This window comes from Halopenitus salinus (genome assembly GCF_042662125.1).
GTDB lineage: Archaea > Halobacteriota > Halobacteria > Halobacteriales > Haloferacaceae > Halopenitus > Halopenitus salinus.
This window is the reverse complement of sequence record NZ_JBHSXL010000008.1, coordinates 65,659-79,341: the sequence shown is the minus strand read 5'-3', so window position 1 is coordinate 79,341 and position 13,683 is coordinate 65,659. Positions and strand designations below refer to the sequence as shown.

At 68.5% G+C, this 13,683-nt stretch carries 12 protein-coding genes, 1 tRNA gene and 1 pseudogene; 8 read left to right on the top strand and 6 right to left on the bottom strand.

All coding sequences use genetic code 11. From position 1 onward, the window contains the following. Positions 1–16 precede the first annotated feature (16 nt). Positions 17–1,534, top strand: a complete 1,518-nt coding sequence (locus ACFQE9_RS08680) for a replication factor C large subunit (protein WP_379743321.1) — start codon at positions 17–19, stop codon at positions 1,532–1,534. 31 nt (positions 1,535–1,565) lie between these two features. Here ACFQE9_RS08680 and ACFQE9_RS08675 read toward each other — a convergent pair whose 3' ends face one another. Then, positions 1,566–2,456 (bottom strand): COX15/CtaA family protein, encoded by an 891-nt coding sequence (locus ACFQE9_RS08675; RefSeq protein WP_379743318.1) that lies wholly within the window; start codon positions 2,454–2,456, stop codon positions 1,566–1,568. 233 nt (positions 2,457–2,689) lie between these two features. Beyond that, complete coding sequence (locus ACFQE9_RS08670; RefSeq protein ID WP_379743315.1) at positions 2,690–4,915, bottom strand: CDC48 family AAA ATPase; 2,226 nt, start codon at positions 4,913–4,915, stop codon at positions 2,690–2,692. Between the two features lie 281 nt (positions 4,916–5,196). Here ACFQE9_RS08670 and larC point away from each other — a divergent pair, with 281 nt between their 5' ends. After that, positions 5,197–6,627 carry a nickel pincer cofactor biosynthesis protein LarC gene (gene larC, locus ACFQE9_RS08665; RefSeq protein ID WP_379743312.1) on the top strand — a complete coding sequence of 477 codons (1,431 nt, stop codon included), beginning with the start codon at positions 5,197–5,199 and terminating at the stop codon, positions 6,625–6,627. Positions 6,628–6,764: 137 nt separating this feature from the next. Here the strand turns inward: larC and ACFQE9_RS08660 are convergent. Continuing rightward, positions 6,765–6,849 (bottom strand) — tRNA-Leu (locus ACFQE9_RS08660). 120 nt (positions 6,850–6,969) lie between these two features. Further along, a complete protein-coding gene (locus ACFQE9_RS08655) occupies positions 6,970–7,311 on the bottom strand; it encodes a ferredoxin (protein WP_379743309.1) in 342 nt (113 codons plus the stop codon). A gap of 142 nt (positions 7,312–7,453) precedes the next feature. On the opposite strand from ACFQE9_RS08655, the gene ACFQE9_RS08650 reads away from it, so the two are divergent. Next, positions 7,454–8,212 carry a hypothetical protein gene (locus tag ACFQE9_RS08650; protein WP_379743306.1) on the top strand — a complete coding sequence of 253 codons (759 nt, stop codon included), beginning with the start codon at positions 7,454–7,456 and terminating at the stop codon, positions 8,210–8,212. Between the two features lie 248 nt (positions 8,213–8,460). On the opposite strand, the gene ACFQE9_RS08645 is transcribed toward ACFQE9_RS08650, so the two are convergent. Continuing rightward, positions 8,461–9,270: an ABC transporter permease gene (locus ACFQE9_RS08645; RefSeq protein ID WP_379743303.1), complete on the bottom strand. Its 810-nt coding sequence runs from the start codon at positions 9,268–9,270 to the stop codon at positions 8,461–8,463. Beyond that, complete coding sequence (locus tag ACFQE9_RS08640; protein WP_379743300.1) at positions 9,270–10,376, bottom strand: ABC transporter ATP-binding protein; 1,107 nt, start codon at positions 10,374–10,376, stop codon at positions 9,270–9,272. The genes ACFQE9_RS08645 and ACFQE9_RS08640 overlap by 1 nt, the downstream gene beginning before the upstream one ends. A gap of 123 nt (positions 10,377–10,499) precedes the next feature. Between ACFQE9_RS08640 and ACFQE9_RS08635 the strand changes: the two genes are divergently transcribed. From ACFQE9_RS08635 to ACFQE9_RS08620, 5 genes and pseudogenes are all read left to right on the top strand, one after another. Then, the gene (locus ACFQE9_RS08635; RefSeq protein ID WP_379743297.1) at positions 10,500–11,867 is read left to right on the top strand and encodes a tRNA pseudouridine(54/55) synthase Pus10; all 1,368 of its coding nucleotides are present in this window, start codon (positions 10,500–10,502) and stop codon (positions 11,865–11,867) included. 341 nt (positions 11,868–12,208) lie between these two features. Further along, positions 12,209–12,592 carry a hypothetical protein gene (locus ACFQE9_RS08630; protein WP_379743294.1) on the top strand — a complete coding sequence of 128 codons (384 nt, stop codon included), beginning with the start codon at positions 12,209–12,211 and terminating at the stop codon, positions 12,590–12,592. Positions 12,593–12,712: 120 nt separating this feature from the next. Continuing rightward, positions 12,713–12,988 (top strand): annotated as a pseudogene (locus tag ACFQE9_RS08625) (ubiquitin-like small modifier protein 1); the annotation flags it as partial. After that, entirely contained in the window at positions 12,965–13,273 is a 309-nt protein-coding gene (locus tag ACFQE9_RS15255; RefSeq protein WP_465261098.1) for a MoaD-like domain-containing protein, read from the top strand. The pseudogene ACFQE9_RS08625 and the gene ACFQE9_RS15255, both read left to right, overlap by 24 nt. An 11-nt stretch (positions 13,274–13,284) precedes the next feature. Next, complete coding sequence (locus ACFQE9_RS08620) at positions 13,285–13,653, top strand: DUF8048 family protein (RefSeq protein ID WP_379743291.1); 369 nt, start codon at positions 13,285–13,287, stop codon at positions 13,651–13,653. Positions 13,654–13,683: the final 30 nt, after the last annotated feature.

Here is a 13,683-nt window from a genome sequence, read left to right as displayed (position 1 = left end):
CCGCCTTCTCTCCACAATGAGCGACTGGACGGAGACGTACCGCCCGCAAAGCCTCTCGGAGCTGCGCGGGAACGACAAGGCGGCCTCGAAGCTGGCCGAGTGGGCCGACACGTGGGACGACCACCGCGAGGCCGTGATCGTCCACGGCAGCCCCGGGATCGGCAAGACGAGCGCTGCCCACGCGCTCGCGGCCGACCGCGGGTGGGAGACCGTCGAGCTCAACGCCTCCGACAAGCGCACCGCCGACGTGATCGAACGCTTCGCGGGGCGGGCGGCGAAGAACGCCACGCTCGCGGGAAGCGCCTCCGGCGGCGGGGCCGCCGGCGGAGATACCGAGAGCCGCCAGCTCGTGATCGTCGACGAGGCCGACAACATCCACGGGAACTACGACCGCGGCGGGGCCTCCGCGATCACGGATCTGGTGAAGGAGTCCGGCCAGCCCATCGTCCTCATCGCCAACGACTACTACGGGATGTCCCGCGGCCTCCGGAACGCCTGCCGCGACATCGAGTTTCGCGACGTCTCGGCGCGTTCCATCGTGCCCGTCCTCCGCGACATCTGTCGCCGCGAGGAGGTCGAGTACGACGGCGACGCGCTCGAGCGGATCGCGGAACGCAACGCCGGCGACCTTCGCGGCGCCGTCAACGACCTCCAGGCGATCGCGGAGGGCCGCGACCGCCTCGCACTCGAGGACGTCGTCACCGGCGACCGGGACCGGACGATCGGGATCTTTCCCTTCCTCGACGCAGTCTTGAAGGAGGAGAGCGCGAACGAGGCGCTCCAGTCGGCCTACGCCGTCGACGAGACGCCGGACGACCTCACGAAGTGGATCGAGGACAACATGCTCGAGGCCTACGACGCCTCGGAGGCCACGCGCGCGTACGAGTTCCTCGCCAACGCCGACGTCTGGCTCGGTCGGGTTCGCGCCACGCAGGACTACTCCTACTGGCGGTACGTCACCGACAACGCGGCCGCCGGCGCCGCCGCCGCACGCGACGGGACGAAGGGCGGATGGACTCGCTGGGGCAGACCGCAGTTCTGGCCGGCCACCGACTCGACGGCCGAGGCCGTCCTCGAGCGGATCGCGGCCGCGGAGGGCTGTAGCGTGGCGACCGCCCGCCGGGAGATACTGCCGTTCCTCGCCGCGATCACCCACCACTGCTCCCCGCGGGATCTGACCGTCCGGATGGCCGCCGCCTACGACCTCGACGAGTCCGAGGTGGCCTTCGTCACCGGCTCCGGCGAGTCGACGAACAAGGTCGAGTCGATCGTCGAGGACGCACGGGCGCGTCGCGAGGAGCTCCTCGAGGAACACGCCGCCGGCGCGTTCGCCGGCGTCCCGGATCGGGACGGCGACGAGGAGGGAGCGGATGCGTCGACGTCGGATACCGAGGCGGTCGCCGAAGCGTCCCCCTCCGGCGACTCCGGTGGAGGACCCGCGGACCCCGCTGTGGAGTCCGGGGACGACGATAGCTCCGACGGAACCGGCGGAAACGGCGACGACGACCAGCTCGGGCTCGGCGACTTCGCGTGACCGTCCCCCTCGGCTACCGTTCCTGCTTCACTCACTCCCGCCGTGACGCGGCGGCGCCGAGCGTTCCCGTATCCGACCCGGACAGTTCCCACCCTGCGGTCGCCGTGGCCAGCACGGTCGCCGCGAGCAGGACCCGGTTGACCGTCTCCCAGAACCCCGGATAGATCACCAGATCCCGACCGAGGAGGAGGGTAACGAACAGCGCCACGAGCGCGATCGCGGACAACACGCGAACGCGGCCGCGCGCATCATCGGGGATCCCCGCGTTCGGGACCCGGAGGACGACGGCGAGGAGCCCGAGGAATCCCACCAGCGTACATAGGTAGAACACGGCCTGTGCCCCGGGCGAGTAGGTCACCAACGGCACGGCCCGCGAGAACACGGCTCCGAGGAGGACGCCGCCGAGGCCGGCACCGATCGCGAATCGAAGCGTTCGGGGCGACGTGGGACCGTCCCCGTCGCCGCTCTCGAACAGGACCACGCCGAGCAGGGTGACGATCGCCAACGCGACGACCAGGTGGGCGGCGTGCGTCGAGAGGGTGTAGCCGCCGGGAACGAGCCCGCCGATCGTCACCGTGATCGCGCCCACGAGGATCTGCACGGGGAGGATGGCGACCGCGAGCGTGGCGGCGATCCGGGTCCGACGGGATCTATCGCCGAGCCACGTCCAGGCGGCGAGGCCGAGTATCAAAAAGCCGGTCACCATCGCCCACACGCGGTGGAACCACTCGATGAAGTCGGGGTTGAGCGTGAGCGTCGGAATGAGCTGGTCGGAACAGAGCGGCCACTGCGCCTGACAGGCCAGCCCGGAGCCGGTTCCGGAGGTGTAGACGCCGAGCGCGACGAGGACCGTCGTCATCGCCGTCGTCACGGCGGCGTACCGTCGGAAGGTGAGCCGTGACGGCCACCACGAGTGACTCATGGGTCGAAAATCGGACGCGCCCGTACTTAGGGGATTCGACGCTTGCCCGCGCGTGGGAACGGCGGCGAACGTCGTTCGTGTCCTCGAGGCAGTCGTTCACGCTCCGGTGGACGTCGTTCGTGTCCTCGAGGCAGTCGTTCACGCTCCGGTGGACGTCGTTCGCGCGTCCTCGTGCCGTCCCGACTGGCGTCGTCGGAATCGGCTCGGCTGCTCGAGCCGTCGGATCGGCTCCGTTACTGGAACCCGATCCGGCCGCTGCCCCGCTCGCCGAGCGTCTCCTGACCGCCGCCTTTGAACTGCTGTTCGACGTCCTCGTAGTAGCTCATGATGTCCTCGGTGATCGTCGGGCGGACCGACTCCATGGCGCGACGGAAGTGTTTCATCTCGACCTCCGTGGCCTCGTCGTCGTCGCGCAGCGCCTCGATCGCGGCCTCGCGAGCGATCCCCTCGAGGTCGGAGCCGACGTAGCCGTCGGTGATCTCGGCGATCTCACGCAGGCTCACGTCCGGGGCCAGCGGCGTGTCGTCGGTGTGGATCCGGAGGATCTGCTCGCGGCCCTCCTCGTCCGGCTGGCCGACCATCACGAGCCGGTCGAACCGGCCCGAGCGCAACAGCGCGGGGTCGATCATGTCGGGGCGGTTGGTGGCGCCGATCACCATCACGTTGCCCATCTCCTCGAGGCCGTCGAGCTCGGTGAGGAGCTGGTTGACCACGCGCTCGGAGACGTTGTTGCCCATCTCCTGGCCGCGCGAGGGGGCCAGCGAGTCGAGCTCGTCGAAGAAGACGATGGTCGGCGACACCTGTCGCGCCTTGCGGAAGGTCTGTCTGATCGCCTTCTCGGACTCGCCGACCCACTTCGAGAGCAGCTGGGGCCCCCGAACCGAGATGAAGTTCGCGTTCGTCTCGTTGGCGACCGCTTTCGCCATCAGCGTCTTGCCGGTGCCCGGCGGACCGTAGAGCAGGACCCCTTTCGGGGCCTCGACGCCCATCCGGTCGAACTTCTCGGGGGCGGTGAGCGGCCACTCGACCGCCTCCTCGATCTGCTGTTTGGCGTCGTCGAGTCCGCCGACGTGGTCCCAGGAGATCTTCGGCAGTTCGACGAGCACCTCGCGCATCGCCGAGGGCTCGACCTCGTTCAACGCGCCCGAGAAGTCCTCGCGTTTGACGATCATCCGGTCGATGAGGCTCGGCGGGATGTCCTCCTCGTCGAGGTCGATCTCCGGGAGGTACCGCCGCAGCGCCTTCATCGCGGCCTCCTTGGTGAGGCTCTCGATGTCCGCGCCGACGAAGCCGTGGGTGTCGTCCGCGAGCCCGTCGAGGTCGACGTCGTCGGAGAGCGGCATTCCGCGGGTGTGGATCTGGAGGATCTCCTTGCGGCCGACCTCGTCGGGGACGCCGATCTCGATCTCGCGGTCGAACCGGCCGGGCCGGCGGAGGGCGGGATCGACGGAGTCGACGCGGTTCGTCGCGGCGATGACGATCACCTGGCCGCGCGTCTCCAGCCCGTCCATCATCGTGAGCAGCTGGGCGACGACCCGGCGTTCGACCTCGCCGGTGACGTCCTCGCGTTTGGGCGCGATCGAGTCGAGCTCGTCGATGAAGACGATGGAGGGCGACTCCTCCTTCGCGTCCTCGAAGATCTCACGGAGCTGCTGTTCGCTCTCCCCGTAGTACTTCGAGATGATCTCCGGGCCGGCGATGGAGAAGAACGACGCCGACGTCTCGTTGGCGACGGCCTTCGCGAGCAGCGTCTTGCCGGTGCCCGGCGGGCCGTGCAACAGCACGCCCTGTGGCGGCTCGATGCCGAGCTTCTTGAAGATCTGCGGGTGCTTCATGGGGAGCTCGACCATCTCCCGCACGCGCTGGATCTCGTTTTGTAAGCCGCCGATGTCCTCGTAGGTGATCCCGCCGCCGGCCTTCTCGAACCCGGATATCGGCTCCTCGCGGAGCTCGACCTCCGTGTCCTCCGTGATCAAACAGACGCCCTCGGGCTCGGTCTCGACGGCGATGAGGGGGATCGCCTGTCCGGGCGAGCGCATGAACGGGTGGTTCGTCGAGCTCATCACGGGGACGATGTCGCGTTCGACGACCGGCCGCTTGAGGATCTGGCGTTTCACCATTCCCGCGGCGTCGGAGCCGAACTGCACGGACGCCTCCTCGGGCGGGGCCAGGACCAGCTTGCGCGCCTTCTCGGGTTCCGCCTTCCGGATCGTCACGCGCTCGCCGATCCCGACGTCCGCGTTCTGCCGGGTGAACCCGTCGATGCGGACGGTGTCTGTGTTCCAGTCCTGCCGGTCCGCGCGCCACACCTTCGCCGCCGTCGTCTCCGCGCCGTCGATCTCGATGATGTCGCCGGGGGAGAGCTTCAGGTGCAACAGCGTGTCGGGATCGAGTCTGGCGATGCCGCGTCCCGAGTCGTTCGGGTACGCCTTCGCCACTTCGAGTTGGACTTCGTTCATGGTTGGCTCGCGGGGGGTACCACTACCTGCTCGTGGCCCGAGGATAAGCCTGTTGCTCCGGCCGATCGTACGCCCGCTTCCGGCGATTCCGCGCGTTCGCGGAACCGTTCGCGTGTCATCATATCACACGGTAGGGAGAGGGGATACAAAACCCCGTCGCCCGTGTCGGTTTTCGCTCCGGCCCCGAAGCGAAGGTCGCCGCGATCCCTCCGACTCCACGTCCGGTCACGCTCGGCACCTCGAAACTGGGGACTCTTTACCTGCGAGGTCGATTCCCCGGCATGAACACCCTCGCGTTCGACGGGCGGACGGGTGCCGCCGGCGACATGATCTGTGCGGCCCTGATCGCGGCCGGCGGCGACCCCGCCGTTCTCGCCCCGATCGAGGACGCGCTTCCGGTCCGGTTCGACGTCGGGGAGACGACGAAGAACGGGATTCGCGCCACGACCGTCGACGTCCGGCTCCTCGAGGACGAGATCGAGGACGAACGTCCACACGGCCACCACGGTCACGGCGATCACTTGCACGACCACGATGACCAGTCACATGGCCACGATGACCACCCGCACGAACACGACGATCATTCACATGGCCACGACCACTTCCATGATCACTCCCACGCCGAGGGTTCGGGCGCTCATCGCACGTACCCGGAGGTCGTGGCGATCGTCGAGGGGATGGGCCTCCCCGCTTCCGTCGAGGAGAACGCCCTCGTCGCCTTCGAACTGCTCGGGGAGGCCGAGGCCTCGATCCACGGGACGGACCTCGCGGAGACGCACTTCCACGAGGTGGGCGCGGACGACGCGATCGCGGACGTGGTCGGCGCCTGCCTGCTGCTCGCGGACCTCGAAGTCGACCGCGTCGTGACCGGGCCCCTCTCGGTCGGCGACGGCGAACTCGAGATGGACCACGGGACCTATCCGATCCCCGCGCCGGCTGTCGTCGAGATCGCCGACCGTGCCGGGCTCACGCTCCGCGGCGGTCCCGTCGAGGCGGAGCTCCTGACGCCGACGGGCGCCGCGATCCTCGGCGCCGTCGCCGAGAGCGTTCCGACGCTCCCGGAGATCGCGGTCACGGCCGCCGGCTACGGCGCCGGACGTCGGTCCTTCCCCGACCGTCCGAACGTCCTACGCGCCCTGATCGGCCGGTCGATCGAGGAGGAGACGGACCGATCGCGCGACGAGCGCTCCCGGGGGGGTCTTTCCCCGAGCCGCGGCGGGCTCGTTCGCGACGAGGTCGCGGTCCTCGAGACCAACGTCGACGACGTCTCCCCGGAGGTCCTCGGCGGGCTCCAGGAGACGCTCGCCGCGGCGGGCGCGCTCGACGTGAGCGTCGTCCCCGCGACGATGAAGAAGTCGCGGCCGGGCCACCTCGTCACGGTCGTCTGTGACCCCGCTGACGTCGATGCGGTGGTCGAGCGACTCGCCCTCGAGACGGGCACGCTCGGAATTCGCGAGTCGAGCGCCCGGCATCGGTGGATCGCGGAGCGGTCCATCGAGACGGCGACGATCGACGTCGCCGGCGACCTCCACGACGTCGACGTGAAGGTCGCCGCCACTGCCGACGGCGAGGTATACGACCGAAGCGCTGAGTACGACGACGCCCTCGCGGTCGCCCGGGAGACGGGCCTTCCGGTCCGCGAGGTGATGTGCCGGGCGGAGGAACGTGTTCGTGAGGACGCTCGCGACACGGGTGCGGAAGACGGGAGTTGACGGAGGGACATGCGGGAGCAGAGAGAAGGGATTTGAACCCCGTGAAGACGGTGGCCCCGCTCCGCTCGGCGCTGCGACTTCCCTGGTACAAATTCCTTCGGCTAACCACGGCGCTCACGAACTGTTCGCGCCGCGGATGCGGGAGAAGGGATTTGAACCCTCGAACCCCTACGGGAGCGGATCTTAAGTCCGCCGCTTTTGGCCAGGCTCAGCCACCCCCGCGCGTTCTCCGCGTACCCCGGGCGGGGACAAACAACTTTCGGCACGCGTTTTCCATCCTCCTCGCCATCCGATCGGGCGGGTGACCGCCGTGCGACCGTCGACGGATCCGAACGACCGTCGCTACCAGTCGACGGAGAGCGTCCCGTCGCCGTGTGGATCCGGCGCGATCTCCTCGTCGGTTCGTCGGTCGACGACGTGAATGACGCCGTCGCCCTTCTTGGCGGGACACAGTTCCGCCGCCTCGACGTTCGCCTCGAGCTCGTCCTCGCCCACGTAGTAGGACCGCGGACGCGCCATCCCGGTCGAGAGGTCCATCTCCCAGTTGTCGGCCGCCTCCGCGCAGCGTCCGGCCCCGAAGCACTTGTTCGCCTCGAAGACGATCTTGTACGGCTTCTCCTCGATCGGAGGTCCCTCCCCGCCGAGATCGCTGGGCCGAACGACGTCGTCGCGCTCCTCGCTCATACCTCTCCGTCCGTGTTCGGTCGCCTTTCGTCTGTCGGTCGCTGCAGTTCGCGATCGCGGGTCGGTCGGCGCGACCATCCCGCTTGGAGTTCCGGTCGTCGCCCCGACACGCTTAGGCGCCCGCCGGGAGTAGCCGTCCCCAGTGATCGTCGTCGCCACCGACGACTTCCGGCTGTATCACGCCGTCGTCCAGGAGCTGCGCGACCGCGGCGTCGTGTTCACGACGGTAGAGCCCGACGAGCCGCTTCCCGAGGGCGCCACCGTGATCATCACGGCTCCGGACGATCGTCCCGAGGCCGGCGACGAGCCGCCCTCGGACGTCGAGTTCGTCACGGCAGATCCGGATCGACCGCGTGCGGCCGTCGATCAGGCACTCGCCGTGCTCCGTGGCGGCGGCGGGCGGACGATCGTCGGCGTCGATCCCGGGCCCTCACCCGGTATCGCGGTCCTCGTCGGCGGGACGGTCGTCGCGGCCTTCCAGGTCCCGCTCTCCGAGGCGGTCGAGACCATTCGCTCGGAGGTCGAGGAGGAGCCGGACCCGCTCGTGCGCGTCGGCGACGGCGACCGTCTGAAGGGCGCCAGAATCGTCAACGACCTCCCGGAGGACCTCGAGGTCGAACTCGTCGACGAGACGGGAACGTCGCCGTATCTCGGAACCGGCGCGCGCGGGATGGGGGACGTGCTCGCCGCCGTCAACATCGCTCGGATCGCGGGCGAACCGATCTCGAGTCGCCACGTCGAGCCGACCGAGGGTGAGATACAACGGATCAAGAACGAATCTCGGCGGCGCTCCGCCGGCGACCGGACCATCGACGAGTCCCTCGCGCGTCGGGTGGCCGTCGGCCAGTTGACCCTCGAGGAGGCGCTCGAGGAACACCGCGACGGAACGGACGGTTCCTGAGGCGGCGCTACTCGCGAACGCTCCGAGCGGGAGCGACCCCTCCGAACTGAACGCTCCGGAACTCGATCGAACGCCGCGGCTCGTGGTTCGTGAAAACGAAAGGGGAGCCCACGCCGAAACGGCGTGGGCGTGCCGCCCTAAATAGGTCCCCGCTGACGCTTCGGCCCTCCAAGCGAAGCGTCACCTGAACGCAATGGCTACGTCAACTTAAGCGTGCCGGGGACGGCAGCAATCCCCTGTCCGGCCGGTCAATCGGTCAGCCCGTAGCCGCGTCGGAACAGGGCCACGTCGATCAGCGCGACGACCGCCGTCAACCCGACGAGAACGACGAGGGAGAACCGCGGATCGACCTCCGCGGTCCCGAGGAAGCCGTACCGGACGCCGTTGACCATGTAGACCATCGGGTTGAGAAGCGAGACGTCGCGCAAAAGCGGCGTGAGGTCCTCGAGCGAGTAGAAGACCGCGCCGAAGAAGACGAGCGGACGGAGGATGAACTGGTTCATCACGGTCAGGTCGTCGAAGTCGGTCGCGAGCAGTCCGCCGATCACGCCGAAGCTCGCGAACAACAGCGTGATGGTGATCATGAACGCGAGGAGGTAGACGGGCTCCTCGACCGGCACGGGCCGATACAGCCCGGAGATGATCCCCCAGCCGATGACCGCGATCAGCCCGCCGACGAGCAGCCCGCGGGTCGCCGCCGAGAGGATGTACGCCCAGACCATCCCCGTGTAGGACAGCGGCGAGGTGAGTACCTCGTGGATGTACTCGTTCCAGCGCCCGTGGAAGATCGAAAACGACGCGTTCTCGAAGCTGTTCGAGACCGCTCCGAGGACGATCAGCCCCGGGAGGATGAAGAGGATGTAGGGCACGTCGGCGATCGTTCCCACACGCTGGCCGAGGATGACCCCGAAGACGGAGAAGTAGAGCACGTTCGTGATGAACGGCGGCGCGAACGTGTTGCGCGGCCGGCGCACGAACCGGAGGATCTCGCGTTTCGTCAGGGTGAGGAACCCGGTGAGATCCACCGACGTGCTCGTGTTCGACTCGTCGGTACCCATCATCGGCCTCCCTGCGTACGATCGTCCCCGTAATGTGAACCCGTCCCGCGGGTGCCGCCGTCCGTGGCCATCGCCTCGAGTTCGTCCGCCGCCGCCGCGTCGTCGGTCGGCTCCTCGTCCTCGCGCTCCGTCTCCTCCCGGCCAGCCTCGCCGTTTTCGCCGTCCGTCGTCTCCTCGCGCCGGGTGAGGTCGACGAACACCTCCTCCAAGGACGTCCGCTTGATCTCCAGATCGAGGATGGCGTGGCCCGCCCGGTCCAGCTCGCGGACCAGATCGGGGGCCACGAGTCCGCCCTGGCGCGCGGTCACGACGAGGCGGTCGCCCTCGCCCGTCACCGATTCGACGCGGTCGTCCCCGTCGCGGATCGACTCGGCGATCGTGGCCGCGTCCGCGTCGTCGTCTCGGAGGGTGACCACGATCCGGTCGCTGCCCTGGTCCATCAGATCCTCCGGGGAAGCGACCGTCACGATCTCCCCCGAATCGAGGATGGCGACCTCGTCGCACAGCCGTTCGGCCTCCTCGATGTAGTGGGTGGTGAGCAGGATCGTCGTCCCCCGGTCGTTGAGATCGGTGACGAGCTCCCACAGGTCCCGGCGCAACTGGACGTCGACGCCCGCGGTCGGCTCGTCGAGGATGAGCAGGTCCGGGTCGGTGACGAGCGCGCGAGCGAGCATGAACCGGCGTTTCATCCCGCCGGAGAGCCAGTCGAATCGCGTGTCGCGTTTCTCCCAGATCCCGACCTGTTTCAGCGCCTCGTCGGCCCGCCGGCTCGCCTCCTCGGGCGGGACGCCGTGGTAGCCCGCCTTGTGCTCGAGGACCTCGCGGATCGGGAAAAAGCGGTCGACGTTGAACTCCTGGGGGGCGAGCCCGATCCGGTCTCGCGCCTCCCGGTAGTCGTCCTCGACGTCGTACCCGAAGACGGACGCCGATCCTCCCGAGGCGCGAACCAGCCCGACGAGGACGTTGATGAACGTCGTCTTCCCGGCCCCGTTGGGACCCAACAGCCCGAAGAACGACCCCTCCGGGACGGAAAGCGACACCCCCTTCAGCGCCTCCACGTCCCCGTAGCGTTTGCGGAGATCGCGGATCTCCAGCGCGTTCGTCATGTTTCGTATCGACGCCGCGCGCGTGGTTAAACGCCGCGAAGGGCGAACCCCGTGTCGATGGACGACACCCGACACGACGGCGCGGATCCGCACGCTTTAGCGGCGGCGGCGCCTGGCTCGCCCATGGACGTACTCGAGGTCGCCGCGGACGCGATCGCGACCGGGCCGGTGTGTGATCCCTGCCTCGGCCGGCTCGTCGCCGACCGGAGCTTCGGGCTCTCGAACGCGGAACGCGGTCGATCCATGCGAACCACGCTCACGCTCTCCCGCGACGAGCCCTTCGAACCTCCCGAGCCGGCCGACTGCTGGGTGTGTGAGGGTCGGTGCACCGAGTTCGACGAGTGGGCCGAACGCGCCGCCGCGGCGGTCGCGGACGTCGACTTCGACACCTACAACGTCGGCACGCGACCGCCGCCGCTCATCGAGGAAAACGGGCGGCTACTGCGCGAGGAGTGCGGACTCGATCCCGACGCCGGCGAGGCGTTCAAATCCGAGTTCAACCGCGAGGTCGGAAAGCGCGTCGGCCGGCTCACCGGCACGGAGGTCTCCTTCGACCGCCCGCACGTCCAGTTCACGATCGACCTCGCCGAGGAGCGGATCGACGCCAAGGTGAACTCGGCGTTCGTCTACGGACGCTACCGGAAGATCGAACGCGACATCCCGCAGACCGAGTGGCCCTGTCGGGAGTGTCACGGATCCGGTCGCGACGGCCGGGAGCCGTGTGACCACTGTGGGGGGACCGGCTACCTCTATGAGGACAGCGTCGAGGGGTTCGTCGCGCCCGTGGTCGAGGACGTGATGGACGGCACCGAGAGCGTCTTCCACGGGGCCGGCCGCGAGGACGTCGACGCGCGGATGCTCGGGACCGGCCGGCCGTTCGTCGTCGAGGTCGAGGAGCCACGCCGCCGTCGAGTGGACGTCGAGCGCCTCGAGGCCGACGTCAACGCGCTCGCCGACGGAGCCGTCGAGGTCGAGGGGCTCCGCCTCGCGACCCACGAGATGGTCGAGCGCGTCAAGCGGCTCGACGCATCCAAGCGGTACCGGGCGTTCGTCGAGCTCGCCGAGGCCGTGGACCGCGACGACCTGCGGGACGCGGTCGAGGAGCTCGAGGGGGCGACGATCGAACAGTACACGCCGAACCGCGTCGATCACCGGCGCGCGAACCTCACGCGCGAGCGCGAGGTGTACGACGCGGCGATCGTCGAGTCGGTGGAAGTGGCGTCGGAGGATGCGTCGTCGGCCGAGATGACTCTCGCGGACACAGCACCCGACTTCGATCCGGACGATCCGCGTCACGTGATCGTCGACGTCCACGGAGAGGGGGGCCTCTACATCAAGGAGCTCGTCTCGAGCGACGAGGGACGGACGGAGCCGAGCCTCGCCGGGCTGTTGGGCGTCGATGCGACCGTCATCCACCTCGACGTTCGCTCCGTCGAGGGCGAGGACGAACTGTTCGAGGACGAGTCGTACTTCCTCGATCCCGACGAGTAGCTCCCGATCGTTCGTTCGATCCTCGTCGCCTCGTGGTTCCCTCCGAATCGACGGCCCGTCCTCGGTCCTCCAGCTTCACTCGGTGATCGCCACTCGTCCTCCTCGAACGCCAGCGCCCCCAGTGAGCGATCAGCTTTCATCCGTCATCGAGCAGGGTGTCCACTTGGCGGTTCGTCCCACCAGGTGCAACGACTCCCCCGTCCCGCGGTCGACCATCTCTCGGGTCTCCGCGTGTGGGTCCATCGAACCGATGGAATCTGTTCTGGATTCCGTTGGACGTCGGCACACATGGACTCGCCGATCGTCGAGACGTTTTTTCGGCTGCGGCCACCACTCCGCGTATGAGCGAGATCTCACTGGCGATCCCCCAGGGCGTCGTGGACGGGCTACCCGACGATGGCGAGACGACGAAACGCGACGTCGAACGCGCGGTCGCCGGTATCGAGTCGCGGATCAACCGCGAGATCGACGAGGCGGACGGCGTTTCCCAGGCGGCGGAGATCGTCGTTGACGCCATCGAGTTCCTCGAGGAGCGCATGGAGCGATACGACGAGTTCGTCCCGGAGCTGCGCGCGTGGGGGCAGTCGCCGATCTACGCGATCACCTGGCGGAACCTCTATGCCGAACTGATCGCCCAGCTGTACGATCACGAGTGGCTCGCCGAGGAGCTCGACCGGGAGCGCAACTACCGGATCGTCGAGGACGGGATACGGTTCGGCGGGTAAACGGTTTCCGCTTGTCGAGGACGGGGCCCGGTTCGACGACTGACCGGCTTCCGTCCGTCGCGGACCGGTTACCGATCTCTCACCGACCGCATTTAAGCGTCCCCCGCCCCTTGCTGGCGTATGGAGATCGAGTTGCGCTTTTTCGCCACCTTTCGGGAGGCCGTGGGGTCGAAGACGACCTCCATCGAGGTCGCCTCCGACGCCGCCGTCGAGGACGTGCTCTCGGCGCTCGAGGACGAATACGACGGACTCCGCGGCAACCTGATCGAGGACGGCGGGCTCGCCCCCCAGATCAACGTCCTCTTGAACGGCCGCGAGGTGTTGCACATGGAGGGCCTCGACACGGCGCTTTCGCCGGGAGACACCCTCTCCATCTTCCCGCCCGTCGCCGGCGGAGCTACGGACACCGACCGCCGCGAGCGATCCTACCGCGGGATCTCGAGGCGGCTCGCCGCCCACTACCTCCGCAACCTCGGCGGCTCGTTCGTCGACGCCGACGACCCCGAGGACGCGACCCGGATCGAGGGCGACGGCTGGGCCGCCGACCTCGACGCCGGAAAGGTGACGGTTGGAGGGTCGCTGCAGCTGACCGAGGTCCGGATCGCGTTCACGGGGGAGCCGGGCGTTCTCGACGACCTCATCGATCGCTTCGCACAAAAAGCGATGCGCGCCGGCGGATAGCGCCCGGGCGGATGGACGCCGACGTCGACCTCCCGTTCGACGGCCCGGTCCTTGTGACCGCCGGCGCGCTCGCGAGCGTTCCCCTCTCCACGCTTCCGGACGCGTTGTCGGCCGTTCAACGCCATCTCTCGGCTCGGACCGGGGAATACCGCCGCGAGTACGAACGCGTCCTCGTGGAGGCCGATCGGGAGGTGTTTCTCGTCGAATCCGACCACTGGCTCGAGATCGGCGACGCGCTCGGGTTCGACGATCGGACCCGAAAGGCCGTCCGACGGACCCACGAGACGCAGCTCGAACGCTCCGGCTCCGCCCACGACCGCCGCGAGGAGTTCGAGTCCGCCCTGGAGATCCGATCCGCGGTCGTGATCGGCGTCGCCTGATGTCTCCGCCATCGACTGAGGTGTCCCACC

Excerpts from the sequence above, each read along its gene's own strand:
- ACFQE9_RS08630 (WP_379743294.1), top strand. The coding sequence starts at position 12,209 with ATGAGCGAGATCTCACTGGCGATCCCCCAGGGCGTCGTGGACGGGCTA.
- larC (WP_379743312.1), top strand. The coding sequence starts at position 5,197 with ATGAACACCCTCGCGTTCGACGGGCGGACGGGTGCCGCCGGCGACATG.
- ACFQE9_RS08680 (WP_379743321.1), top strand. The coding sequence starts at position 17 with ATGAGCGACTGGACGGAGACGTACCGCCCGCAAAGCCTCTCGGAGCTG.
- ACFQE9_RS08620 (WP_379743291.1), top strand. The coding sequence starts at position 13,285 with ATGGACGCCGACGTCGACCTCCCGTTCGACGGCCCGGTCCTTGTGACC.
- ACFQE9_RS08635 (WP_379743297.1), top strand. The coding sequence starts at position 10,500 with ATGGACGTACTCGAGGTCGCCGCGGACGCGATCGCGACCGGGCCGGTG.
- ACFQE9_RS08640 (WP_379743300.1), bottom strand. The coding sequence starts at position 10,376 with ATGACGAACGCGCTGGAGATCCGCGATCTCCGCAAACGCTACGGGGAC.
- ACFQE9_RS08670 (WP_379743315.1), bottom strand. The coding sequence starts at position 4,915 with ATGAACGAAGTCCAACTCGAAGTGGCGAAGGCGTACCCGAACGACTCG.
- ACFQE9_RS08655 (WP_379743309.1), bottom strand. The coding sequence starts at position 7,311 with ATGAGCGAGGAGCGCGACGACGTCGTTCGGCCCAGCGATCTCGGCGGG.
- ACFQE9_RS08645 (WP_379743303.1), bottom strand. The coding sequence starts at position 9,270 with ATGGGTACCGACGAGTCGAACACGAGCACGTCGGTGGATCTCACCGGG.
- ACFQE9_RS08675 (WP_379743318.1), bottom strand. The coding sequence starts at position 2,456 with ATGAGTCACTCGTGGTGGCCGTCACGGCTCACCTTCCGACGGTACGCC.